The sequence below is a fragment of the Pseudomonas sp. IT-P171 genome, assembly GCF_949767765.1.
GTDB classification, from domain to species: Bacteria; Pseudomonadota; Gammaproteobacteria; order Pseudomonadales; family Pseudomonadaceae; genus Aquipseudomonas; species Aquipseudomonas fluorescens_B.
Map to the genome: position 1 here is coordinate 22,535 of NZ_CATKQN010000033.1, position 24,178 is coordinate 46,712.

Consider the following 24,178-nt stretch of genomic DNA (forward strand, 5'->3'; position numbering starts at 1 on the left):
CTTGCCTCTACGATCAGATTGAAGCCCTCCGGCAGAGGGTTGCAAGATGGCTGCTGCGCAATGGATCGATGCTCACACGCCAACAGTGACGGTGACGGACCCGCGCGTGTTGGCGGTGCGAAATGTCGCTTATTGTCGTCATCCGCTGAACACATCGATTGATACGCGCATTACCCGTAACCACTTCGATCCTGCCGGGCGGCCATTCGCTGCCTGGGACCCACGGCTGTGGTTAACAGCACCCAAACCCAATCTTCAATCCGGATTCGATTTGCAGGGCCGGCCATTGTTGGTGGACAGCGTCGATGCCGGTTGGCGACTGAGTTTGTTTAATCAGGCGGATGCGGTTTGCTCGTCCTGGGATGGTCGCGGCGGTCAACGTCACACTGAATTCGATCAGCTTCAGCGTGCAATAACTGTTACTGAGCAGATGGCAGACGAGCTGCCGCGGGTATCTGATCGGTTCACCTATGGTGCTGCCGATGACGAGTTCGCCGTTCATAACCAATGCGGACAACTGATCTGCCATGACCACCCGGCCGGCAGTCGGCGCCTCTGCGAATACGGTGTGGGTGGTTTGCTGCTGTCGGAGCGAATGCGTTTCCTGCGCGATCTGGAGCCGCCGGATTGGTCGTCCGCGTTCGCCGATGCCGGACTGGAAGACGAAGTGTTCGAGACGACGCAGCTGTACGGTCCTTTGGGGGAGATGCGCAGTCAGACTGATGCCATGGATAACGTCAGATCGTTCACTTACGACCGGGCAGGGCAATTACGTGAGGCCCGACTGAAGCTGGCAGGGCCCTTGGAAGAGCCGCGTTTGCTGGTCAGTGAGATCCGCTACGACGCCTTGGGCGGGGTCGTCAGCGAATGCGCTGGAAATGGCGTCACCACCACCGCCCGTTACGCAGGTGAAGACGGGCGCCTCCTGCAATTGCAATCTTGCAATGTCGAGGGCAAGCCGCTTCAGGATTTTAATTATGCATATGATCCGATGGGCAACATCACCAGCATCGAAGACAAGGCTCAACTGACGCGTCATTTCAACAATCAGCGAATCGATCCGGTCTGTAGCTATACCTACGACAGCCTTCACCAACTGATCGAAGCCACCGGCAGCGAAGTCAGTCAGCCGAGCTACGGCCCAGCGTTGCCGTCGTGGCAAACCACGCCGCTGGATCCCAGCCAGTTGCGCAATTACATCCAGACCTTCAACTACGACGCAGCAGGTAATCTGCAAACCCGCCATCACAGCGGTGCAGAAACCTTCGAGATGTTTACCTCGCCAGACAGCAATCGCAGTGTTGCGGATAAAGCCAATCTGGTCGATGGCTTCGACGCCAATGGCAATCAACTGGCGTTGTTGCGCGGCCAAAAGATGGGTTGGGACATTCGCAATCAGTTAAGCCGGGTCACGCTGGTCAGGCGTGGCGACGGCCCTGACGATACCGAATGTTATTGCTACGACAGTCCCGGGCATCGACTGCGAAAGGTCCGACTGACCCAGGCTGCGAGTCGTACGTTGCGGGCGGAAGTTCTCTACTTGCCGGGGCTGGAAATTCATCGTGATTCGGCGACTGGCGAAGAACGGCACGTCGTGAGTGTCGAAACCGGGCGCAGTCAGGTTCGAGCCTTGCACTGGGTTACGAAGTTGCCTCGCGATGTTCCTGATAACCAGCTGCGGTTTTGCCTGAGCAATCACCTGAATTCCAGCACGCTGGAGTTGGATGAACAGGGTGGCGTGCTGAGTCGGGAGGTTTATTACGCGTTTGGCGGGACGGCGTTGTGGGCGGGGGCAAGCGAGACGGAAGGCAAGTACAAGACGATTCGTTATTCGGGTAAAGAGCGGGATGCGACGGGGCTTTATTATTATGGGTATCGGTACTGCGCACCGTGGTTGCAGCGGTGGGTGAGTCCAGATCCTGCCTGGTTTGTAAACGGTTTGAATTTATTTGGATATGTCTTAAATAACCCGCTGACGCTCAAGGACGTGGATGGTTTGTCGGGGACAGATTTTAATGATCTTCTTCTTGTAAGCAATCATGAAAAAGCAAGGGAAACTAAAGGGGCGGCTGTAAGTGCACGACAGACAATTTTGCTAAAGGAGTCAAATATAGTTCCGGATAAGCATGAGCGTACTTATCTGGAGGCTTATGCTGCGGACTCAGGGTACTTTGTCAATGACTACCTAAGGTTAGGGGAAGAGAGAGAGTATTCCGAGAGTTATTTTCCTAAAGATGCTCGCGTGGCAAGCGACAATGTATCTCGCGTTTATGACTTGGCTGATATAGTTAGCGCGCTTCCTCACACCGGTGATGTAACACTGTATCGGGGGGGATCAGGGCGCAGAGGGACGTCGGGTGCTTTTTTCAGGCAAGGTCGATTGGGGGTCGGGAATATATTGATCAATACTGATTTCGCCTCTTTTACCGAAAATCCTATCGTTGCCGCAGAATTTGCGGGATTTCACTCAAATGATGAAAATCGTAAGTTTGACGAGACTTCTGTGATTTTTGAAGTCAATCAGCATTTTAGTCCTAAGCCCATATCTCCTTTATCCCCGCGAAGCGGTTATCCTTTCTATGAATCTGAGTCACTGGCAAATCCCGGTGCAGCGTTTGAAATTATGTCCGTAGAACTATTGGATGTATTGCTTGAGGGGCAGAAGCAAAGCTATGTAAAGGTTTCAATGAAAGAAGTGACCCCTCCGAAGATAGCGGTGGGTAATGGAACTTTTGGGTCAACGATCGTTTTACCGGACAATGTCTTCGATATGCGTACGGGAGAACCTATTGATTTTGATGTTTTTGAGCAACGCTTAGGGAATTCATCGAAGCGGCTTCTAAGCGCTTACTACTAAGGTCGGCGACGTCGAAGATGTTCGCCCGGTATCTTGGCTGCCGGGCGATATCTATTAATCAGTTTTGATCAGAAGTGAAACTTCACCAAGAAACTCGTCGTGCTCTGATCAGTCTTGAAGTACTGGCTGTCTTCAATTCCGTACTTGTTTTTCCAGTAGTCGTATTCCACCCCCACATACAACTGCTTCTCGCCAATGTTCAGTGCTTTACCCAAGTCGTACTTAACCTGCGGATTAAAGTGCAGGTTGGCGTGGTAGTCGCCTTTTGAGTTCGAATCGTTGTCGACCACCCAGTCCATGAAACCGTCGATCAGGATGTTCGAGTCACCCACGGGAATGGTGTAGGACCAGACCGGGGTGATCTGCCAGACGTTATCCCCGGCGCGTGGGCCTTCGGTCTGACGGTTGTAGAAGTTCAGCTGGAAGTAATCGAAGCCCGGGATCGCCAGGTCGAAACCCGGACCGATCAGGTAGGACTCGGTATCGCCTTCACCGAACTCGTAGGTCATGGCCAGCAGCACGTCTTTGACCGGACCGAACCCTATCTTCTGGTCCAGGACCTTGCCCAGGGAAATACGTGGGCTGAATTCCCCGTAATAGGTGTTCGGGCCGACGTTGAAATCCTTTTCGCCGTTGTAGAAGATCTTGTCGACGAAGAAGAAGTTATCCCCGTATTTCCATCCATCGGCGTGTTCGAAAGTCACGGTCTGCTGAATGCGCGGGTTGACCTGGAAGTCCTTGCCATACAGGTAGGTCAGGCTGTTGTTCTGCCATTGCAGCAAGTCGCCGGCCATGGCCTGGCCTCCGGCCAGCAAGGATCCCGCCAGCATCAGGCTAGTGCACGTACGTTTCATTCGGTTGCTCCCAAAAGTAGGTGTTTCACGTTGTTTTTTTAAGATCGGCGCTCTGGTGTGGCGCCTTTATCTGTAGCGTTAAAAAATCATCCAATCGGTGAGCTTCAGTGCTGTCGGCAAGCGCTGCGCCAAGGCTTTCGAAAAGCAAAAAAACTCCCGTTCGGCGGCTCAAGAGCCGTCGATTGAGAGGGGGGTTGGAATGCCTTGTTACCGTCCAGGGCCGGGATAAGTTGGCTTTCTGGTCAGGAATTAAATCCGGGCTTTTTTTTAAAGCGGATTCGGGCGGCCGCGGAGAATACTGACTCCTTGGCCAGGTCTCAAGTGCCCCGCAACAGCGCACCGACGACAGGTTTGGAGCACGGTTGCGGGTCATCTTAAAAGTGCACCTTCACCAGCAGGCTGGTGGTGTTCTCATTCGTGTCGAAGTTGGCGTTGTTTTCGATGCCGTATTTGTCTTTCCAGTAGCTGTATTCGACGCCGACGTACACTTGTTTCTCCCGCCAGCCCAAGGACTTCCCCAGGTCATATTTGATCTGTGGGTTCAAGTGCAGGTTGGCGTGGTAGGTGCCATGTGAGTTCTGGTCGTTATCCACGACCCAGTCGATATAGCCGTCGATCAACAGGCTCGAATTGCCCACTGGCAGGGTGTAGGACCAGGCCGGCGTGATCTGCCAGACATCGTCGCCGGGGCGCGAGCCTTCGGTCTGGCGGTTATAGAAGTTCAAGGTGAAATAGTTGAAACCCGGTACCGCGAGGTCGAAACCGGGGCCGATCAGATAGGCCTCGGTGTCGTCTTCGCCATTCTCGTAGGTCATGGCCAGCAACACGTCCTTGATCGGGCCGAATTCGAAACGGCGGTCGAGGATTTTGCCCAAAGACAGGCGTGGACTGAACTCGCCGTAATAGGCGTGCACCCCTTTATTCCGGTCTTTCTCGCCGTTGTAGTAAGTGCTGTCGACGAACAGGAAGTTGTCGCCGTACTTCCAGCGGTCGGCGTGTTCGAAAGTTATCGTCTGCTGGATCGACGGGTTGACCGCGAAATCCTTGCCATACAGATAGCTCAGGCTGTTGGTCTGCCACAGCAGCAGATCGCCGGCCATGGCTTGGCTCGCGGCCAACAGGCCGCCGGCCAACAGCATGTTTTTTTGTGTCCGAATCATCTGTTGCTCCCTCTTGTTTTTATTGTTCGTGGCGAGGGGATTTATCCCCGTTCGGCTGCGAAGCAGCCGTAAAACAGGCGAATGCGGTTTGCTTGAGAGAATGCTGGGGCCGCTTCGCGACCCAGCGGGGATAAATCCCCTCGCCACAGAGTTCGATCAGTGCGGGTGCGCGTGGCAGTCGTTGATCGCCGCGCGTTCGCGGCCGCCGAGGATGTTGAACAGCAGGTTCAGCGCCAGCGCGCTCAACGTCGCCATGGCGATGCCGCTGTGAGTGATCGGACTCATCCACAGTGGCAGGTGCGCAAAAAACTCCGGACGCACCACCGGTATCAATCCCATGCCGATGCTCACCGCCACCAGCAACTGGTTTCGACGGTCACCGATGTCGGCTTCCTGAAGAATCTTGATTCCGGTGGCGGCGACCATGCCGAACATCGCAATGGCTGCACCGCCCAATACCGCTGGCGGAATCGAGGCCACGAGGAACGCTGCCTTGGGCAGCAGGCTCAGCACGATCAGCAAGCCGCCGGCAACGATGGTCACCGAGCGGCAGCGCACGCCGGTCATCTGCACCAGGCCGATGTTCTGCGCGAACGAGGAGTGGGTGAAGGTGTTGAAGAACCCGGCGAAAAACGACGCGCCGGCATCACACAACAAGCCGCGACGCAGCATCCGTGGGCAGACGTCCTGGCCGGTGATTTTGCCCAGTGCGAGGAACATCCCGGTGGACTCGACGAAGATGATCACCACCACCAGGCACATCGACAGGATCGGTGCGAGTTCAAACTTCGGCATACCGAAATGCAGCGGTGTGACGATCTGCACCCATGGCGCCTGTGCCATGCCGCTGAGGTCGACCATGCCGATCACACCACAGATCGCATAGCCGAGGCACATGCCGATCAACACCGAAATATTGACCCAGAAACCGCGCATGAAACGATGGACCAACAGGATGGTGGCCAGCACCAGTGCGGCGATGGCCAGGTAAATCGGTGAACCGAACTGAGCGGCACCCGCACCGCCGCCTGCCCAGTTGACGGCCACGGGGAACAGCGACAAGCCGATCGAGGTGATGACGGTGCCCGTTACCAGAGGGGGAAAGAAACGCACGACTTTGGACATGAACGGCGCGATTATCATGCCGAAGAAGCCGGCGGCAATGGTCGCGCCGAAGATCCCCTGCAGACCGATGCCGGGCATGCCGGCCATGGCGACCATGCTGCCGACCGCGGCGAAACTGGCGCCCATCATCACCGGCATGCGAATGCCCATCGGGCCGATGCCCAGCGACTGGACGATGGTGGCGATGCCGGCCACCAGCAGGTCGGCATTGATCAGGAAGGCTATTTCTTCACGACTCAGGCCTGCGGCCTGCCCGATGATCAGCGGCACCGCGATGGCGCCGCCGTACATCAGCAAAACATGTTGCAGACCGACCAGGATCAGTTGCAAAAGGGGCAAACGCTGAATGGCGGGTGCGTCGGGGATGCGCGCTTCGGATAGCTCGGACATGCAACACCTCGGATCTTTTTTATTCTTGTGATTTTGTGCATCAGGGTTGACCGCGGCGCGGTCATTCGCGGGCAAGTCGGATCGCCCGCGAAGCTTTTCAACGCTTAGTTGGTCGGAGCTCCCTGAACAATCCACGCGCCGATCAGGTCACGTTCCTGCTGGGTCATCTGGGTGATGTTGCCCAGTGGCATGATCTGGCTGGTGACGGCTTGTGCCTGGATGCGCGCCGCGTTCTGGCGGATCTGCTCGGGGGTGTCGAACATCACGCCGGCCGGTGCTGCACTGAACAGCGGGCTGGTCGGTTTGGCCGAGTGGCAGACCGAGCAACGTTCCTGGATCACGCTGTGCACCTTGTCGAAACTCGGGCCGGCGTTTGACGCCTGTACCGGTGCTTCAGCAGGTTTCGCGACTGCGGGTTTGGCCCCCCCGCCGACGGCGGTTTCCGGCAACGGCTGGTACTCGATGGTGCCAGGAGCCTTCGCCACTTCCGGTGCGCTCGGCATCTGCGCCGGGCCGGTGACGTAAGCCAGGCAGATCATGCCCACGGCAGCGACGGGCAGGGTCCAGGCAAACTTGTGGCTGTCATGACGGGTGTTGAAGTAGTGACGCACCAACACTGCCAGCACCGCGATCCCGGCCAGGATCAGCCAGTTGTACTGGCTGCCGTAGGTGCTCGGGAAGTGGTTGCTGATCATGATGAACAGCACCGGCAAGGTGAAGTAGTTGTTGTGCCGTGAACGCAGCAAGCCTTTGGCCGGCAGCGCCGGATCCGGCGTGCGGTTCTCGGCGATCGCCGCCACCAGTGCGCGTTGCGCCGGCATGATGATGCGGAACACGTTGCCGACCATGATGGTGCCGATGATCGCGCCGACGTGCAGATACGCACCACGACCGCTGAACACTTTGCTGAAGCCGTAGGCGGCGCCAATGATCAGCACGAACAGGATGAAACCGAGCAGGGCAGGGCGTTTGCCCAGGGCCGAGTCGCAGAGGAAGGAGTAGACGAACCAGCCGACGAACAACGAAGCGATGCCCAGGGCAACACCTTCAGGGCCGGTCAGGCTGCTGCCTGGTGCCAAGAGATATAGCGTCGGGTTGGAGTAGAACACCACGCACAGCAGCGCGATCCCCGACAGCCAGGTGAAGTAGGCCTCCCATTTGAACCAGTGCAGGTTGTCCGGCATGGTCGGTGGGGCCAGTTTGTATTTTTCCAGGTGGTAGATACCGCCGCCGTGGATCGCCCACAAATCTCCAGCCAGACCGCTTTTCGGGTTGACCCGGTTGAGGTTGTTCTCCAGCCAGACGAAGTAGAACGACGCACCGATCCAGGCCACGCCAGTAATCATGTGAACCCAGCGCACGCTCAGGTTCAGCCATTCCAACAGATGTGCTTCCACAGTCTTTACCTCTCGCCTGTCACTCTGTTGTCGAGTGATCAGACCTTCTCTTATTGGTGGGGGGCGAGGATCAAACGTTCATCCTCTTTGAAAAAATGCTCATCGCAGTTATTGCCTGTGCCACTGCGATCAACCACCAGGAAGTCATCCCGCTTTTCGATCGTCAGCACCGGATGGTGCCAAACGCCGCGATGGTAATTAATGCCCTGCCTGCCGTTGGTGACGAAGGCGCGGACCAAGCCTGATACAGGTTCATCGCCAAGTGGCGCGACCACGATCAGAAAGGGGTTGCCGAGCAGCGGAATGAAAGCCTGGCTGCCCAGCGGGTGACGCTCCAGCATGCAGACGGTCAACGGCATGTCCTGCGCGTCGGCGCGGAAAATGCTGATGATCGCCTTGTCCTCTGGCGTGGCGGTTTCCACCGTCGCCAGTTTGTGAAAGCGCATGGTCGAACCGTTGTTGATCATGAAGTGATCGCTGCCGTCGGTTTCGATCACGTCACCGAAAGGGGCGAAGGCTTCTTTGGTCAGCGGTTCAATCGTCAGTGTGCGCATGCTGTTTTTATCCGGATTCTGTGTTGTTGGTTCTGTTGCTATCGCCAGCAGGCTGGCTCCCACAGGGGAACGCATTCCAAATGTGGGAGCCAGCCCGCTGGCGATGGGTTTGCGCTTATTTAGCGACCTTGCCCAATACGCGCAGGCGACTCACACCGCCGTCCGGGAACACGTTCAGGCGGATATGGGTGATCGGGCCCAGTGCCTTGATCTGCTCGGCGAAGGTGTGTTCGGCGTGCATTTCCAGTTTCTGCGCCGGCAGCAGTTCACGCCAGAACAGCGATTGGGTTTCGATCTGGCTGTCGGTGCCGCCCTTGACGAACGCGCCCTGGATCGAGCACGTGTCCGGGTAGTTGCCCTTGAAGTGCAGGGTGTCGACGATGACTTTTTCGATCTCGCCGGCATGACCCAGCGCGACGATCACCCAGTCATTGCCCGGCGTACGGCGACGTGCGGTTTCCCAGCCGTCGCCCATGTTGATGCCACGGCCCGGGTTGAGGATGTTGCTCATGCGGCCGAAGTGTTCGTCGGAGCAGGCGAGGGCGCGGCCACCGTTCAGGGCTGCGGCCAGGTCGACCTGCTCGTTGTCGCCGACAGCGGACCAGTCGCGGAACGGAATGCCGTACACACGCAGACGGGCCACGCCACCATCCGGATAGATGTTGAAGCGCAGGTGGCTGAAGGCCTGGTCGTTATTGATTTCGTGATAGTGATGGCTGTTGCCTTGGAGCTCGACGGCCGACAGTACTTCAGTCCACTGAGTGTTTTCGTCCGGTTCGCCCGAAGCGAGGAAGCAGGCTTCCAGGGAGGCCGACGGCGGGAAGTTGCCGGTGAAGAATGAAGTGTCGATGTCCACGCCTTTGATCGAGCCGGGCACGCCCAGGCGGATCACGGCGCTGTCGTAGCCTTCGAAGCGCTTGCGGCGCGACTCCCAGCCGTCCATCCACTTGCCGTTGTCATCGAACACGCCCTCCTTCCACACGGCCGGGGTCGGTTGGAACAGACGGTTGGCGTCTGCGAACCAGTCATCGGTGACCGAGATGATTTTGGTGCCCAGGCGGGCGTCGGCCAGGTTGACGAACTTCTCGAAAGGTACGGCGTAAGCTTTCATTCTTCTTGTCTGCCTTTAATTAGTTGGCTTGGGATGCTCTCAGGGCCCTGGGCGATGTATGCGTTCAGTGTCGCTCGGGCCAAGGTCGCTATAGGGTCAGTAATCGGAACAGGGCGATCTTGTTGATCTCCGCCAGCGCGCATTTGAATTCGGTATCTGCCGAGTTGTGAATGCGCGTTTCGAACGCCGCGAGGATCTGATGCCGGTTGCTGCCTTTTACCGCCATGATGAAGGGAAACTTGAACTTGGCCTTGTAGGCGTCGTTCAGCTCGGTGAAGCGCTGGAACTCTTCGGCCGTGCATTGGTGAATACCGGCGCCAGCCTGTTCATTGGTGCTGGCTTCGGTGAGTTGGCCCTGAACGGCAGCTTTGCCGGCCAGGTCCGGGTGAGCGTTGATCAGGGCCAGTTGGCTTTGCTGATCGGCGCTCAACAGGATGTCGCTCATGCGCTGGTGCAGGGTTTCGATCTCGTCGATCGAGGCGTCCTGGCCCAGGTCGAAGGCCTTCTCGGCCACCCATGGCGAATGTTCGTAGATGTCGGCGAAAGCGGCGACGAATGCGTCGCGGCTCAGGGTCGAGGGTTTCAGTGTCTGGAACTGGCTCATTTTGCAGCCCCTTGGTACGGGTGGGTTTCGTGCCAGTGGCGAGCGATGTCGACGCGGCGGCTGAACCACACCTGTTCATGACTTTTAGCGTATTCGATAAAGCGCTTGAGCGAGGCCAGTCGGGCTGGACGGCCGATCAGGCGGCAGTGCAGACCGATCGAGAGCATTTTCGGCGCTTCGGCGCCTTCGGCGTACAGCACGTCGAACGCGTCTTTCAGGTATTCGAAGAAATCGTCGCCCTTGTTGAACCCCTGGACCTGGGTGAAGCGCATGTCGTTGGTGTCCAGGGTGTAGGGGATCACCAGGTGCGGCTTGCCGGTCGGGTTGTTCGGTTCCCAGTAGGGCAGGTCATCGTCGTAGGTGTCGCTGTCGTAGAGGAAACCGCCTTCTTCCATCACCAGGCGACGGGTGTTCGGGCCGGTGCGACCGGTGTACCAGCCCAGTGGGCGTTCGCCGGTGATTTCGGTGAGGACGCGGATCGCTTCGAGCATGTGCTCGCGTTCCTGCGCTTCGTCCATGTACTGGTAGTCGATCCAGCGGTAACCGTGGCTGCAGATTTCATGGCCGGCATCGACCATCGCACGGATCACGTCCGGGTGACGCTGGGCGGCCATGGCCACGGCGAAGATGGTCAGCGGAATGTCGAATTCCTTGAACAGTTTCAGAACCCGCCAGACGCCGGCACGGCTGCCATACTCGTAAAGGGATTCCATGCTCATGTTGCGCTCGCCTTGCAGCGGCTGCGCCGAGACCATCTCCGACAGGAAGGCTTCGGATTCTTTATCGCCGTGCAGGATGTTGCGCTCGCCACCTTCTTCGTAATTCAGGACGAAGGACAGGGCGATGCGGGCATTGCCCGGCCAGTGTGGGTGAGGAGGGTTACTGCCGTAACCGATCAGGTCGCGTGGGTAGTCAGCGCTCACTGCAGTCTTCCTTCTTGTTCGTTGACAGTTTGTGTGGCGTGCCTGCAAGTGGGAAGTCAGGCTGGCGTCACAGCGATGGGCTGATTGTATACAACTTTATATCCACTTTGTAAGCCTGAATTTTCGCATTTTTCATCAACTGTCATCTTCACAGGTTATTGCAAGAAACCTGCCTGATTGGTCAGCTAATGGATGGAAGGTCCTCGGGTCGCATGGTTTACCCGCGGATTCGCTGGCAAATCCGGAATGGCGGTAGTCAGGCGAAAAATGTCGTTTTTATTGTGTACAATTTTTATGAAAAGTGTCTTAATCAGTCGCTCGCCGCAGCTTTTCGTGCTCCGAATCGGTGCGGTCTCCTTTTCAACTGACTTCAGGAGGCGCGAGGTCTGACTGCTCCACGCAGGCAGGCGCGCAGAATCAATGGGACGTTTGACTACACACGTTTTGGACGCTGCACACGGTTGCCCGGGCAGCTCGATCAAGGTCGAGCTGTACCGCGTTGAGGGCTCGCAACTGGAATTGGTCGCCAGCGCGATCACCAACAGCGATGGCCGTGTCGATGCTCCGTTGCTGCAGGGCGATGACTACCGCAGCGGGGTCTATCAGGTTCAGTTTCATGCGGGCGATTACTACCGCGCCCGTGGCGTTCAGTTGCCTACGCCTGCGTTCCTGGATGTGGTGGTGCTGCGTTTCGGCATCTCTGCGGAGCAGGATCACTATCACGTGCCGCTGCTGATTTCGCCCTACAGCTATTCCACGTACCGCGGCAGCTGATCCCCCAAGCAGCTGCCTCCTCCGAGAAGCGACTGCGCATATAGCTTCTTTGGTCTTTCGCCCGCTCACACTGCGGGCTTTTTTTTGCCTGTAGAAAAAATCTCGCAGCCTCCTTGCACTCGACAGTGCCTACATGGAAACGCATTCCTCTTGTAGGAGCTGTCGAGTGCAAGGAGGCTGCGAGCTTTGGTCTTTAACGGCTCAACAGCGACGCAGCCCCTGCACCACTGAACAACCCCGCACTCACCCGGTTAAACCAGCTCTGCCCCTTGCCACTGCGCAGATACCGCGCCGCACCATGCGCACCGAGCCCGTAAGCCAATTTGCACAGCAGATCCAGCACGGTCCAGGTCGCGATCATTACCAGCAACTGCGGAAGGAACGGTTGCTCGGCGCTCAAGAACTGCGGCAGGAAAGCGGCAAAGAACAGAATGTCTTTCGGATTACTGGCACCCAACATGAACGCGCGCCCGAACAGGGCACGGAAGCGTGGAACCGGCGCAGCCTGAGGCACTTCAGCGCCGACCGATGGCAGGCGCGACTGCTGCCAGCTCTGCCAGGCGAGGTAGAACAGGTACAACGCACCGACGATTTTCAGCGCGCTGAACAGCTGTTCCGACGCCAGCAACAACGCGCCCAACCCCAGTGCCGACGCACTGAGCAAACAGATCGAAGCAAACACGCCACCCAGAAACGCCGGGTAAGAACGACGCAAGCCGTAATTCAGACTGTTGCTGATCATCAGCAAAGACAGGGGCCCCGGGATCAGGATCACCACCAGCGCAGCGCCGCTGAACAGCAGCCAGGTTTCCAGACTCATCACTTTCCTCCATTTGCACAAAAGCCTCACCCGACGGGGTGAGGCTGTTTTGAATCACTGTTTTTGAATCGTGTACGGCTTACAAGAAAATGAACTTGGCAATGAAGATCGCGCAAAGCACCCACAGACTGACGGAAATTTCCTTGTACTTGCCGGTGCCGGCCTTCAGCGCCACATAGGTGATGAAGCCCAGCGCAATTCCGTCGGCGACCGAGAAGGTCAGCGGCATCATGATCGCGGTGACGATCGCCGGAATGCTGTCGGTCGCTTCGTCCCATTCAATGTGCGCCATGCCACCCATCATCAGCATTGCTACATAAATCAGCGCGCCGGCGGTGGCATAGGCAGGGATCATGCCAGCCAGCGGGGCGAAAAACATGGCTGCAATAAATAGCACACCTACGGTCACTGCGGTAAGACCAGTCCGACCACCCGCGGCGACGCCCGCGGCACTCTCCACATAGCTTGTTACCGGAGGAACACCCACTACCGCCCCGAATACGCTGGAGGCGCTATCGGCTTTCATGGCACGGGAAAGGTTTTCAATCCGGCCGTCCGCATTCACCAGGTTGGCGCGCTGGGCGACGCCCATCAGGGTGCCGGCGGTGTCGAACATGTGCACGAAGAGGAAGGCCAGCACCACGCTGATCATGCTGACGTTGAACACGCCGGCGACGTTCATGGCCATCCAGGTCGGTGCCAGGCTCGGCGGTGCCGACATGATCCCTTCGTAATGCACCAGGCCCAGGCCCCAACCGGCCAGCGTCACGGTGATGATGCTGATGAGGATCGCACCGAACACCTTGTGGTAGCTGAGCACGGCGATCATCAGGAAGCAGATGGCGGCCAGCAGCGGTCCAGGTTCGCGCAACGAGCCAAGCTTGATCAGGGTGGCCGGGCTATCGACGACGATACCGGCGGTTTTCAAGCCGATCAGCCCGAGAAACAAACCGACCCCCGCGCCCATCGCATAGCGCAGGCTCACCGGAATGCTGTTGAGCAGCCATTCACGGATCTTGGAAAAGGTCAGGATCATGAACAACACCCCGGAAACAAACACCGCGCCAAGGGCGGTCTCCCAGTTGTAGCCCATGGTGCCGACCACGGTGTAGGTGAAGAAGGCGTTCAAGCCCATCCCCGGCGCCAGGCCGACCGGCCAGTTGGCGTACAGGCCCATCAGCAGGCAGCCCAGCGCGGCGGCGATACAGGTAGCTACGAACGCGGCGCCGTGATCGATCCCGGCGTCAGCCATGATGTTGGGGTTGACGAAGATGATGTAAGCCATGGTGATAAAGGTTGTCAGACCGGCAATCAGCTCGGTCTTCACCGTGGTGCCGTGCAAGCTGAGTTTGAAGATGCGCTCCAGCCAGCCATTGCGTAATGGCGGCGAGAGTTCGAGCGTCGGGGCTTCGGATTTGCGGCTTTCCACAGCGAGTACTCCTCAAGAGTTTTATTGTTATTTCCAGGGCCGGACCCATGAGGGTGGCAGCGGCCCTTTGAGGCATTCGCGAATTTGTTGACCTGTTGGTCAGGAACTCGCACGCAGTGGATTATGCTTTTGTATACAAATAATGCAAATAATGTTTTTGATTTTGTAGACGAAAAGTTCGCTGATAGGGATATATGGGCTTCGAGGGCCTCATCGCCAGCAGGCTGGCTCCCACAGGTTCTGTGTAAACCACAGATCACTGTGGGAGCAGCCTGCTGGCGATGGGGGCAGAACAGTCAATCAACAACAGCCTGACTTTTCCCAAGAGCCAGATTCACCGCCAACCACCCATTCACCGCCACCTCCCCAGCCTCGGCGAACACCCGCTCCAGCAATTTCACTTGCTCGCGCCGCAACGACTGCTCAAACCGTGCGCCATCCTCGGTCAGTTGCAGCAACCGTTTACGCTTGTCGGTCTCGGACGCAACGCTGTCCACCAGATGCATTTCCACCAACTGCCGCAACGGAATGTTCAACGCCTGCTTGCTCACACCCAACAACGCCAGCAATTCCTTGACGCTCAGGTTCGGGTAGCGGGCGATGAAAAACACGATGCGTTGATGCACCCGGCTCAAGCCGCGACGCTCGAGCATTTCGTCGGCCTTGGCGGTAAACGCCTGGTAGCCGAAGAAAAACGCTTCCATGGCCTGCTGTTGGGAAATTGGATTTTTAAGGTCAAGCATGTTGACGTATCCGTTCGGGTTATCGTAATTTCGGTCAACCAGTTTGACTTATTTCCCTCTGGCCTCGCTACCGGTGACCCCCATGGCTTTTTCCGAACGTGTCTCGCGCCTTAAAAGTTCTCTGATCCGTGAAATCCTTGCCGCAGCCCAACGGCCGGAAGTGATGTCGTTCGCCGGCGGCCTGCCGGCCGAAGCCATGTTGCCAGCCGTCGAATGGGCCGACATGCCGCTGTCCATGGGCCAATACGGCATGAGCGAAGGCGAGCCAGCGCTGCGTGAAGCGTTGGCGGCGCAGGCTCGAGCATTGGGTGTGCCGTGTGAGGCCAGCCAGGTGCTGGTGGTCAGCGGTTCCCAGCAGACCCTCGATCTGGCGGCCAAGCTCTACATCGACAAAGGCACCGAGATCCTGCTTGAAGCGCCGACATACCTGGCCGCGTTGCAGATCTTTCAACTGTTCGGTGCCGACTGCATCACCGTGCCATTGGAGGCCGATGGTCCGAATCTGGTGGAACTGCGCGCGCGCCTGGAAAAGCACCGCCCTGCGTTCATCTACTTGATCCCGACCTTTCAGAACCCATCGGCGGTGCGCTACAGCGAAGCCAAGCGCGACGCCGTGGCAGCCTTGCTGGATGAGTTCGGTGTCACCCTGATCGAAGACGAGCCGTACCGCGAGCTGACATTCGACGGCGGCAGTGCCACGCCGATCGTCAGTCGTTTGAAAAAGACCAGCTGGATCTACACCGGCACCGTGTCGAAAACCCTGTTGCCGGGGTTGCGCGTCGGTTACCTGATTGCCAGTCCTGACCTGTTTCCGCACTTGCTGAAGCTCAAGCAATCCGCCGACTTGCACACCAATCGCGTTGGCCAGTGGCAAGCGCTGCAATGGATCGGTACAGAGAAATTCCAGCAGCATCTGAGTGAGTTGCGGGACTTCTACCGGGTTCGGCGGGACGCGTTTCAGTCGGCGCTGGAAACCCATTTCTCTGATCTGGCCGATTGGAACGTGCCGCAGGGTGGGCTGTTTTTCTGGCTGACATTGAAGCAACCGCTGGATACGCGGACGTTGCTCAAGGCAGCGTTGGTCGCGGATGTGGCGTTCATGCCGGGTGAGCCGTTTTTTCCCGAGCCGGATAACCATCCGGGGCATCTACGGCTGAACTTCAGCCATATCGATCCGGCGCGGCTGGATGAAGGGCTGCAGCGATTGGCGGCGGTGGTGCGTCAGGCGCAGGCGGCGAACGCAGCTTGAGGGGAGGGTAGAAACAAATAAACCGGCCATTGGGCCGGTTTTTATTTGTCTGGATTTTGTGGCGTCCCTAAGGACACCGCCAAAACCTCAGGCTGCCGCAAACCGCTTATCCAGATAATCAATGATCACCTTGGATTCATACATCCAGGTGGTCTGGCCATTCTCTTCAATGCGCAGGCACGGCACCTTGATCTTGCCACCCTGTTCCAGCAGGGCCTGGCGATCCTGCTCGTTGTTCTTCGCATCACGCAGCGCCACTGGCACGTTCAAGCGACGCAAGGTGCGGCGGGTTTTCACGCAGAACGGGCAGGCGTGGAACTGATACAGGGTCAGGCTTTTGGCGGCCGTTTCGATCTGGGCCTGAGCAGCAGCGGGGCGCTGCTTCTTGCCGGGGCGGGTGATGAAGTCGATGAAGATGATCAGTTGGCCAAGGCCGACACGAAGCGCTTTTACGAACACGGTATAAGCCTCACGGGGCGAAAGAAGGCGCGCAGCTTACCTGATTTTTCACAGACGAAAAAAAACCGGCGATGAATGCCGGTTTTCCTTGTGTTGCCAATTATTTGATCAGGCTGAGAAACTCGCTGCGGGTAGCCGCATTTTCGCGGAACTCACCCAACATCACCGAAGTGATCATCGACGAATTCTGCTTCTCCACACCGCGCATCATCATGCACATGTGCTTGGCCTCGATCACCACCGCAACGCCCAGGGCGCCGGTGACTTGCTGGACCGCATCGGCGATCTGGCGGCTGAGGTTTTCCTGGATCTGCAGACGGCGGGCGTACATATCGACGATCCGCGCGACTTTCGACAGCCCCAGCACCTTGCCGCTCGGGATGTAGGCAACGTGGGCCTTGCCGATAAACGGCAGCAGGTGGTGTTCGCACAACGAGTACAGCTCGATGTCTTTCACCAGCACCATTTCGCTGTTGTCAGAGCTGAACAAGGCACCGTTGGTGACTTCTTCGAGTGTCTGTTCATAGCCGCGGCAGAGGTACTGCATGGCTTTGGCGGCACGCTTGGGCGTGTCGAGCAGGCCCTCGCGGGAGACGTCCTCGCCCAATTGGCCGAGAATCGCGGTGTAATTCTGTTCCAGTGTCACAGAGGCTGATTCCATAAGGGTTTCAGAGGGGTACTGTTTCTGTCTGTACCAATTGTGTGCCAATCAAGCTCTTTTCAGGCTTCCCGGGTTCACTCCAATCGCTGCTGGAGTTGCTCCATCGGGGGCAGGTCGATAGCAATATCTGAACGCCAAGACCGAGTTGAGTGGCAATAAACGCAGGGTTCATCCCCGACATGGGGCACATGGTAGCGTATGTGTGACGGCAGTTGTATTGCCAGCGGGCGCGAAGCCCAAAATCGGTCATTGCGGTCCGTAGGTGTTTTGTCGCTCACGCGGGCCTGTCGGATTTTATCCGCATCCCGCTACAACCTGTCGCCAGGCTGCAGCAGTGATGATTCCCTGAACCTTGTTTTGCTCATCTGGCCGAGCAGGTGGTATCAGGCGTGGGTGATCGACAGGTCGCTGATGATGCAGACAGAACCGTCTAGCGGGTCAGTGGTGTCGGAGTAATCGATCTGGTTATACACACCGCCGTGAAAGGCGAGAGTTTTCGTGTCCCAGGTGTTGTCCAGACGCATGATCGCGGACGTGGATTTGACGCCGTTACAGCTGGCCGATACAGAAACGGCGCCACTCGAGTTGGCGTGAATGTTGATTTTGAAAAGTGCGCCGAGCGGTACGTTCTCCAACACCGTCGAGTTGACCGGATCGTCCTGGAGGTAGCTTGATCGGAAACCCATGGTGATTTTTCCTTTGTTCCAGAACACCTTTACCGGAGGTCGTTCTGAACCCTTCACATGAATCTGGCCAATCACGACTTTCTGCAGCGAGTTGACTTTGGTCAGTCGCATTTCCTGGCGGTTCCAGTGGTCCGCCGCGCTGGAGAACAGCCAGTAACCTGGCTCCTTCCACTCACAGCGAGTTCGATGCGTGCTCTTGCTCGAGGCTCCAAGTGTCGGCGCCGTCATCTGCAGCGAACCATCATCAAGCATCGAGATGACGTCGGGGCATTCGATCAGCGCGCGCCAGCCGATGAGCTCAAGTGCAATCGGGTTGGTGTCGGAGATTGGCAGCGGGGTAGCGATGGTGAAGTTGCTGATGTCTACAGTCATGGTTTTTGCCTCAGTCCATTGATGTCGCTTTTGGCTCTGGTGAGCCTTGTGTTTGATGCAGGCCTACATCCCACTGCCCACTCAGTGAATGGGCAGAAGTGATAGTTGGCAGCCTCCGATCGATTTCCCGTTGGCTTGAAAACAAATATAGGCTTTCCCATATTCCAAGTAAACGGGTATTCCCATATTTTATTCCGTGCCTATATTTCAGGTGCAAAAAAAAGCCCGCACTTGGCGGGCTACTTGTTGGCGTCGATTTGCCGTATTGAGTGTCATGGCACTGAACGTCACGCATCACCGCAATCCGGTTCACCGCGAATACATTGCCCACCAAAAGACATGGCCCAGGATCGCAATCTGCTGTTCCTGGATCTCGGCGAAGGTGTAGTCCTCGTCCGGATGCTCGTCACGGTTGAAGCTGCGCAAGCGGATGCCGGTGGGCAGTCGGTAGACTTGTTTCACGCGCAGTTGGCCGTTGTGGTTGATCGCATACATGTCGCCGTCGACGATGTCGCCCAATGAGTTCTTACCGATGTTCATGCCAACGGTGGCGCCGTCGCGCAGAACCGGGAGCATGCTGTTCCCGCTCACCACCACGCACTTGGCGTTGTCGAACTGCACGTTATTGTGACGCAGGTCTTTCTTGAAGAAGCGCAGCCTGGTGCTGTCGTTCTCTGCGATCACGAAACGGCCTGAACCAGCCGCCAGCTCGACTTCACGCAGGAAGGGGACATACACCTCATCGTCATCCAGGGGGGTGTTGTCGTCCCAAGGCTCGATGTCTGACATCGAAATGCCTGGAGGGGGGCGATTCAACGGAGCGGCATCGGACACGCCTTTAAGCATGTCACCGACACCTTCAGCCAGCCACATTGGTGAAACGCCACACACTGAAGCGATCTGGGCAACAAAGGCTGTTGCCTTCGATTTCCCGCGCTCGAGGTCGGAGATTGAGGTTTGCGTCAGCCCTGCGCGCTCGGCCAGCTCGGTCTGATTGAGCCTGGCGTGTTGGCGGGCTGTTTTGAGTCTATCTTTGAATTCCATCTGCGAAGTATTACGGGAGCTCCCATATCATTGCAAGCCGGGATCCCTGTACTGAGTGGTCAGCCTAAGCCAAACCAGCGTGGCGCAACGACTTTACTCGTCGCGACCTTCCATCATCGTTCGTTTAAGCATCACATAAACCGCTCCGGCGCCGCCGTGTCTGGCCTGGCACGAGGTGAAGCCGAGCACTTGTGAATGCTGGCGCAGCCAAGTGTTGACGTGGCTTTTGATCATTGGCCGCTTGCCGTCCAGGCGCACGGCTTTGCCGTGGGTGACGCGCACGCAGCGGATTTCGAATTTGGTCGCTTCGGCCAGGAACGCCCAGAGGGTTTCCCGGGCCTTCTCCACACTCATGCCGTGTAGGTCGAGGCTGCCTTCGAACGGGATCTGCCCGATCTTGAGCTTGCGCATCTGGCTTTCCTGAACGCCGTCGCGCGCCCACATCAGTTCGTCTTCCGGGCCCACGTCGATCACGAACTGATCGGACAGACCGTCAACGGTGGTGGCGTCTGTGCGCACGGTGGCAGCCTGGCGCAGCTTGGCGATCTGCGCGCGGTCAGCCTTGGGTTTGCCGGTTTCGGCGCGGTCGTGCTTGATCGGCTTGACGCCTTGGATCGCGCTTTTGAACAGGGAAAAATCGTCGTCTTGCATGTCAGCCTCCGCGAAGGGCGGCCAGTTTACCCAAGTCGAGACACGATCGATAACAATTGGGGCCCGAAGCGGGCCGAGCCATCAATTCAGTCGTGTTTTTTCATCAAATGCGGGGACATGTTCAGCTCTCGCGACTGGCGCGCGCGGCGACGGCAACGCCGCCACAGCCAGACGCCCAGGTAGAGCAGGAACAGACCGACCGCCAGAATGATTGCCGAGCCCAACGGGCTGGCGTTCAGTTCGCCGAGTGCCGGCGGGCGCCCCAGCAGGCTGGCGGCGCCGGCCATCGCCAGCAACACACCGCAGGTCGCCAGCAAGGCAGCAAAGGCTGCGCCGAATCGAAAACGCCAGTTGCTTTGGCCTTTGGGCCGCAAGCGGCGTGCGTCAAAACCATCGGATAACTTCATTCCGACCTTCCTCAATGGGTATCGGCCCTTCGACCGGGAGTTGACCGGGATGTTCCTGAGGCTATGACATTTACAGCTAATGAGAGGCTTTTGCGGATGAGCGGCGGCATGAACCGCTCATCAAGCGTCGATCAGATCAGATCTTGAGTCAGGGCAAGGGTGGCGAAGTTATCCGCCATGATCGCCATTTCGGTCTGCTGAACGTGGTCTGCGCTCAACACGCCGCCCTTGTAAGGCAAATCGCGGGTTGCGCAGGCGTCTTCAACCAAGGTGCAACGAAAGCCCAGGTTTTTCGCGGCGCGCACAGTGGTGCTGACGCTGGAATGACTCATGAAACCACACACGATCAGGTCCAGCGAACCCAGGTTCTGCAAGCGCTCCAGCAGCTCGGTGCCGTGAAACGCACTCGGCAGCAGTTTGCCGATGATGGTTTCGTCGGCCTGTGGTTCCAGGCCCGGGATGAACTCACCGCGTTCGCCTTGTGGGTCGAACAACCCGCCGACGGTGCCGAGGTGGCGTACATGCACAATGGGCCGGCCGGCTGCGCGGGCAGCGCTCACCAGTTGCTTGATGTTCGCGACGGCAGCATCCATGCCGACCAGGGCCAGGGGGCCGCTGAGGTATTCTTTCTGGGCATCGATGATGACAAGGGTCGCGTGACCCAGTTTGGCTGCTGCGTAACCGCGGCCGCTGAGTTGAAACATCGTTTGTGGAACGGACATTCTGGGGCTCCTTCGGGTGGGGCTTTTGCGACATTGTCCTCTGGCTGAGCGCTTCTGTGAATCGCTTCCATCGCAGGGGCCGTCGTTGCTGGCCCGCAGCGTTGTCAAGATACTCGTTTTGTTCAATAGCAAACGCGAAAAATGGAAGTGTCCTACCTCTGAGCCGATGTTTTTCCTGCGTCGTCGTGGCGCGTTTTGGCTGGTAGAATCGCCCGTCGTTTTTTCTGGAGTTTGCCCCCGTGATCACTTCCCGTCTTCGTACCCTGCGCGACCATATCCGTTGGGCCGTCAGCCACTTCCATGGGGAGGATCTGTTTTTCGGCCATGGGACCGACAACGCCTGGGACGAAGCCCGTCAACTGGTGTTGGGCGCGTTACACCTGCCGTGGGAAATTGCTGACAGTTACCTCGACTGCAACCTCGAAGAGGACGAGATCGTCAAACTGCAGCGCATGCTCAAGCGCCGTATCGAGGAACGCATCCCGACTGCTTACCTGCTGGGCGAGGCCTGGTTCTGCGGCATGTCGTTCATTGTCGACGAGCGTGTGTTGGTCCCGCGTTCACCGATTGGCGAGCTGATCGAAAAGCGTTTCGAACCGTGGCTCGGCGCCGAACCTGCGCGGATTCTCGACCTGTGCACCGGGTCCGGTTGCATCGGTATCGCGTGTGCCTATGAGTTCCAGAACGCCGAAGTGGTGCTGGCCGACCTGTCGTTCGAAGCGCTGGAAGTGGCCAACAAGAACATCGAGCGTCATGGCGCCGATGAGCGGGTATACACGGTTCAGGGCGATGGGTTCGACGGTTTGCCGGGGCAGCGCTTTGACTTGATCGTGTCGAATCCGCCTTACGTCGATGCCGAGGATTTCGCCGACATGCCGCAGGAGTACCAGCACGAACCCGAGCTGGGCCTGGCCTGTGGCGACGATGGTTTGAACCTGGTGCGCCGCATGCTCGCCGAAGCGGCGGATCACCTGACCGAGAAGGGCTTGCTGATTGTCGAAGTGGGCAATAGCCAGGTTCACGTCGAGGCGCTATACCCGGAGGTCGACTTCGCCTGGCTCGATTTCGAGCGCGGCGGTCATGGCGTGTTCATGTTGACGGCGCAGCAGTGCCGCGATCATCAGGCGTTGTTCGCTTCCCGCGTTTAATCGTCTGAAGCTTCGCGAGCAAGCCCGCTCCCACACTGGATTTGCGTTGTTCACAAATCCCCTGTGAGAGCGGGCTTGCTCGCGAATGGTCGCGCCACGGTCTCACGCCTTCAACGGTGCGTCGCAATCCAGATCAGCAACCCCGCCTGAAACACCGCAAACGCCACCAGGCACGTAATGGTGAAACGCAGCCCCGCGTCTTCACGCTTGTACTTGCTGACCTTTTCCTCGTGCTTCTTCAGCTTCACTTCCTGCTCGGCCAGATTCTGCTCGGCCTGCTGGAGCATCTGCGCCGCTTCGAGAATTTCCACCTGCTGCAGTTTCTCGCTGTTCCAGTCGGCCAGCAGGTCGCCTACCTGCACTTCTTTGACGCTGCCCTTCAAATGCTGGGCATCGGCATACGCCACCTCAAAACCATGCGCTTTCAGAAAGCGATCGCGGCGCAGGCGCGTGTCTTCGTTCAGCGCATCCTTGTTGTTCAGGTCAGTGCCGTCGACGGTGTAGCCAGGCCAGCGCTTTTTCGCCCAGGTAATGCCCTGGGCCGCCATGTAGCGCCCGATGCCACGGTTCATCGGTTCGATCTGCAAACCGCTGTCCGGCCCGAAATGCACGCGCTTGGTGGTGTGATCGACCCACACGTCGAGGTGATTCTGTTCCTTGCGCACCCGCTGGCCGGGCAGCGAAATGGTCATGCGCAACAGGCTGCGCTGCTTGTCGTTGCGTTCGGCATAGCCGAATTCAACAAAGCGCAATGGCCGCCCGCCGGTATTGCGATCGGTCTGCAACGGCGCCAGGCGGAGCATCTTGTGGTGCTCGACGTGGACGTCCGCCCACGGCAGCTCAACCACTGGCGGTGCGTCTTTTTCAGCGGTGGTGTCGGGTGAAGTCGGGGTATCAGTCATAACGGCGAGATCCTGTCCAAGCTCAGCTTGTCGCCAGTCTTGGCGCTGGCGACAAAGGCTTATCGGCCGTTTTTTTCAGGACTGGAGGGCAAAAGAGCTTAACTGGAGCGAAGTCCGTCAATAAAGCCGAGGATTCGCGTGCCGAGCTCGGCCGCCAGCGGCAATTGCGGATCTTTATAAGAGGCCAATTGCCGTTTGACGTCGTTGGGCACGATGCGCAAGACGTGGTTCATGCCGTCGATCAGTGCCAGTTCGGCGTCGGGTTTCGCCGCCTTGAGCAACCTGGCATCGTCGACACCGACCTGAATGTCGTTGCTGCCCTGGATGATCAGCGCCGGCATTTTCAGTTTGGCAAACGCCGCCGCCGGGTCCTGGCGGAACAGCGAAATCAGGTACGGCTGCACACTCGGGCGGAAAATCACTTGCAACTGCGGCGGCACGTTGTCGTCGGTTTTCCCGGCCTTGAGGCTGTCGAGCAACTCATTGCTGCGCAGCATCAGCGGCGGTGGCAGGCGATTGCTCAACTGTTGGCGCAGCACTTGATCGATGGGGCGAGCACTGCCGGACATGGAAATCACCGCCGCGGCATCGACGCTCGGCGCGGCGAGGCTGGCGATCAACGCGCCTTCGCTGTGGCCCAGCAGGATCAACTGGCCGAATCGCGGATCGGTCTTGAGCTTCCGGCCCCAGGCTTCGGCGTCGGCCACATAGGCTTCCACCGACAGGTTGCGTTCGTCCGGGGTCGCCGCGAGGCTCGCCGCTACGCCGCGCTTGTCGTAACGCACGCTGGCAATGTTGTGTTTGGCCAGCACCCAGGCGAGGCGCTTGAGGCTGTCATTGCGCCCACCGTCGGGGTTATTGCCGTCACGATCCGTAGGACCGGAGCCGGAAATGATCAGGACAACCGGCACGGGGTTGTCGGATTTCGGCAGCAACAGCGAGCCGAAAAGCTCCCCGGTGCCGGTATCCAGCGTGATTGGCCGTTGCAGGACAGTGGCCTGTACAAAGCCGGTAAACAAGGTAAGGCTCAAGGCTAAAACTCGCAGCATCATCACGCCATCATTTACAAAGGTGCCGGTTGGACTCGCGAGCACCCATAAGGTTCGAGGATGAACTACTTGGGTAGCCTGCGTATA

General features: G+C 58.1%; 23 protein-coding genes and 1 pseudogene. 4 read left to right on the top strand and 20 right to left on the bottom strand.

Annotated elements, in window-relative coordinates:
* Positions 1 to 46 precede the first annotated feature (46 nt).
* Entirely contained in the window at positions 47 to 2,857 is a 2,811-nt protein-coding gene (locus ACM6I5_RS17455; RefSeq protein WP_414884285.1) for an RHS repeat domain-containing protein, read from the top strand.
* Between the two features lie 68 nt (positions 2,858 to 2,925).
* Here ACM6I5_RS17455 and ACM6I5_RS17460 read toward each other — a convergent pair whose 3' ends face one another.
* From ACM6I5_RS17460 to puuE, 8 genes are all read right to left on the bottom strand, one after another.
* A complete protein-coding gene (locus ACM6I5_RS17460; RefSeq protein WP_017339779.1) occupies positions 2,926 to 3,711 on the bottom strand; it encodes an outer membrane protein OmpK in 786 nt (261 codons plus the stop codon).
* Positions 3,712 to 4,085: 374 nt separating this feature from the next.
* A complete protein-coding gene (locus ACM6I5_RS17465; protein WP_414880089.1) occupies positions 4,086 to 4,871 on the bottom strand; it encodes an outer membrane protein OmpK in 786 nt (261 codons plus the stop codon).
* Between the two features lie 156 nt (positions 4,872 to 5,027).
* Positions 5,028 to 6,386, bottom strand: a complete 1,359-nt coding sequence (locus tag ACM6I5_RS17470; protein ID WP_414884287.1) for a nucleobase:cation symporter-2 family protein — start codon at positions 6,384 to 6,386, stop codon at positions 5,028 to 5,030.
* 104 nt (positions 6,387 to 6,490) lie between these two features.
* Positions 6,491 to 7,783 (bottom strand): urate hydroxylase PuuD, encoded by a 1,293-nt coding sequence (locus ACM6I5_RS17475; RefSeq protein WP_414880087.1) that lies wholly within the window; start codon positions 7,781 to 7,783, stop codon positions 6,491 to 6,493.
* Between the two features lie 50 nt (positions 7,784 to 7,833).
* A complete protein-coding gene (locus ACM6I5_RS17480; protein ID WP_007898831.1) occupies positions 7,834 to 8,337 on the bottom strand; it encodes an ureidoglycolate lyase in 504 nt (167 codons plus the stop codon).
* A gap of 115 nt (positions 8,338 to 8,452) precedes the next feature.
* Positions 8,453 to 9,448, bottom strand: a complete 996-nt coding sequence (gene alc, locus ACM6I5_RS17485; RefSeq protein ID WP_017339775.1) for an allantoicase — start codon at positions 9,446 to 9,448, stop codon at positions 8,453 to 8,455.
* Between the two features lie 88 nt (positions 9,449 to 9,536).
* Entirely contained in the window at positions 9,537 to 10,052 is a 516-nt protein-coding gene (gene uraD, locus ACM6I5_RS17490) for a 2-oxo-4-hydroxy-4-carboxy-5-ureidoimidazoline decarboxylase (RefSeq protein WP_017339774.1), read from the bottom strand.
* Entirely contained in the window at positions 10,049 to 10,975 is a 927-nt protein-coding gene (gene puuE, locus ACM6I5_RS17495; protein WP_017339773.1) for an allantoinase PuuE, read from the bottom strand. Before puuE ends, uraD begins: the two co-directional genes overlap by 4 nt.
* A 420-nt stretch (positions 10,976 to 11,395) precedes the next feature.
* Here puuE and uraH point away from each other — a divergent pair, with 420 nt between their 5' ends.
* Positions 11,396 to 11,749: a hydroxyisourate hydrolase gene (gene uraH, locus ACM6I5_RS17500; protein WP_123409019.1), complete on the top strand. Its 354-nt coding sequence runs from the start codon at positions 11,396 to 11,398 to the stop codon at positions 11,747 to 11,749.
* 193 nt (positions 11,750 to 11,942) lie between these two features.
* Here uraH and ACM6I5_RS17505 read toward each other — a convergent pair whose 3' ends face one another.
* From ACM6I5_RS17505 to ACM6I5_RS17515, 3 genes are all read right to left on the bottom strand, one after another.
* Positions 11,943 to 12,569 carry a LysE family translocator gene (locus ACM6I5_RS17505; protein ID WP_017339771.1) on the bottom strand — a complete coding sequence of 209 codons (627 nt, stop codon included), beginning with the start codon at positions 12,567 to 12,569 and terminating at the stop codon, positions 11,943 to 11,945.
* 79 nt (positions 12,570 to 12,648) lie between these two features.
* Complete coding sequence (locus tag ACM6I5_RS17510) at positions 12,649 to 13,998, bottom strand: NCS2 family permease (RefSeq protein WP_414884288.1); 1,350 nt, start codon at positions 13,996 to 13,998, stop codon at positions 12,649 to 12,651.
* Between the two features lie 296 nt (positions 13,999 to 14,294).
* Positions 14,295 to 14,741 (bottom strand): MarR family winged helix-turn-helix transcriptional regulator, encoded by a 447-nt coding sequence (locus ACM6I5_RS17515; RefSeq protein ID WP_414884290.1) that lies wholly within the window; start codon positions 14,739 to 14,741, stop codon positions 14,295 to 14,297.
* 82 nt (positions 14,742 to 14,823) lie between these two features.
* Between ACM6I5_RS17515 and ACM6I5_RS17520 the strand changes: the two genes are divergently transcribed.
* Positions 14,824 to 15,990, top strand: coding sequence for a PLP-dependent aminotransferase family protein (locus ACM6I5_RS17520; protein ID WP_414880084.1), 1,167 nt, complete (start codon positions 14,824 to 14,826; stop codon positions 15,988 to 15,990).
* A gap of 87 nt (positions 15,991 to 16,077) precedes the next feature.
* Here the strand turns inward: ACM6I5_RS17520 and ACM6I5_RS17525 are convergent, their stop codons facing one another.
* From ACM6I5_RS17525 to ACM6I5_RS17555, 7 genes are all read right to left on the bottom strand, one after another.
* Complete coding sequence (locus ACM6I5_RS17525) at positions 16,078 to 16,449, bottom strand: glutathione S-transferase N-terminal domain-containing protein (protein WP_017339767.1); 372 nt, start codon at positions 16,447 to 16,449, stop codon at positions 16,078 to 16,080.
* Between the two features lie 100 nt (positions 16,450 to 16,549).
* Complete coding sequence (gene folE, locus ACM6I5_RS17530; protein WP_010456659.1) at positions 16,550 to 17,095, bottom strand: GTP cyclohydrolase I FolE; 546 nt, start codon at positions 17,093 to 17,095, stop codon at positions 16,550 to 16,552.
* Between the two features lie 398 nt (positions 17,096 to 17,493).
* Positions 17,494 to 18,168, bottom strand: a complete 675-nt coding sequence (locus tag ACM6I5_RS17535; RefSeq protein WP_084323848.1) for a polysaccharide lyase family 7 protein — start codon at positions 18,166 to 18,168, stop codon at positions 17,494 to 17,496.
* A gap of 309 nt (positions 18,169 to 18,477) precedes the next feature.
* Complete coding sequence (locus ACM6I5_RS17540; protein WP_017339765.1) at positions 18,478 to 19,212, bottom strand: XRE family transcriptional regulator; 735 nt, start codon at positions 19,210 to 19,212, stop codon at positions 18,478 to 18,480.
* Positions 19,213 to 19,305: 93 nt separating this feature from the next.
* Positions 19,306 to 19,863, bottom strand: coding sequence for a Smr/MutS family protein (locus ACM6I5_RS17545; protein ID WP_017339764.1), 558 nt, complete (start codon positions 19,861 to 19,863; stop codon positions 19,306 to 19,308).
* Between the two features lie 86 nt (positions 19,864 to 19,949).
* Positions 19,950 to 20,270, bottom strand: coding sequence for a hypothetical protein (locus ACM6I5_RS17550; protein WP_017339763.1), 321 nt, complete (start codon positions 20,268 to 20,270; stop codon positions 19,950 to 19,952).
* Positions 20,271 to 20,401: 131 nt separating this feature from the next.
* Positions 20,402 to 20,992 (bottom strand): cysteine hydrolase family protein, encoded by a 591-nt coding sequence (locus tag ACM6I5_RS17555; RefSeq protein ID WP_017339762.1) that lies wholly within the window; start codon positions 20,990 to 20,992, stop codon positions 20,402 to 20,404.
* A 239-nt stretch (positions 20,993 to 21,231) separates the two neighbouring features.
* On the opposite strand from ACM6I5_RS17555, the gene prmB reads away from it, so the two are divergent.
* Positions 21,232 to 22,140 (top strand): 50S ribosomal protein L3 N(5)-glutamine methyltransferase, encoded by a 909-nt coding sequence (gene prmB / locus ACM6I5_RS17560; RefSeq protein WP_017339761.1) that lies wholly within the window; start codon positions 21,232 to 21,234, stop codon positions 22,138 to 22,140.
* Positions 22,141 to 22,250: 110 nt separating this feature from the next.
* Here the strand turns inward: prmB and ACM6I5_RS17565 are convergent, their stop codons facing one another.
* Both ACM6I5_RS17565 and ACM6I5_RS17570 read right to left on the bottom strand, forming a co-directional pair.
* The gene (locus tag ACM6I5_RS17565; protein ID WP_414884292.1) at positions 22,251 to 23,042 is read right to left on the bottom strand and encodes a hypothetical protein; all 792 of its coding nucleotides are present in this window, start codon (positions 23,040 to 23,042) and stop codon (positions 22,251 to 22,253) included.
* Between the two features lie 98 nt (positions 23,043 to 23,140).
* Positions 23,141 to 24,140 (bottom strand): annotated as a pseudogene (locus tag ACM6I5_RS17570) (alpha/beta hydrolase).
* Positions 24,141 to 24,178: the final 38 nt, after the last annotated feature.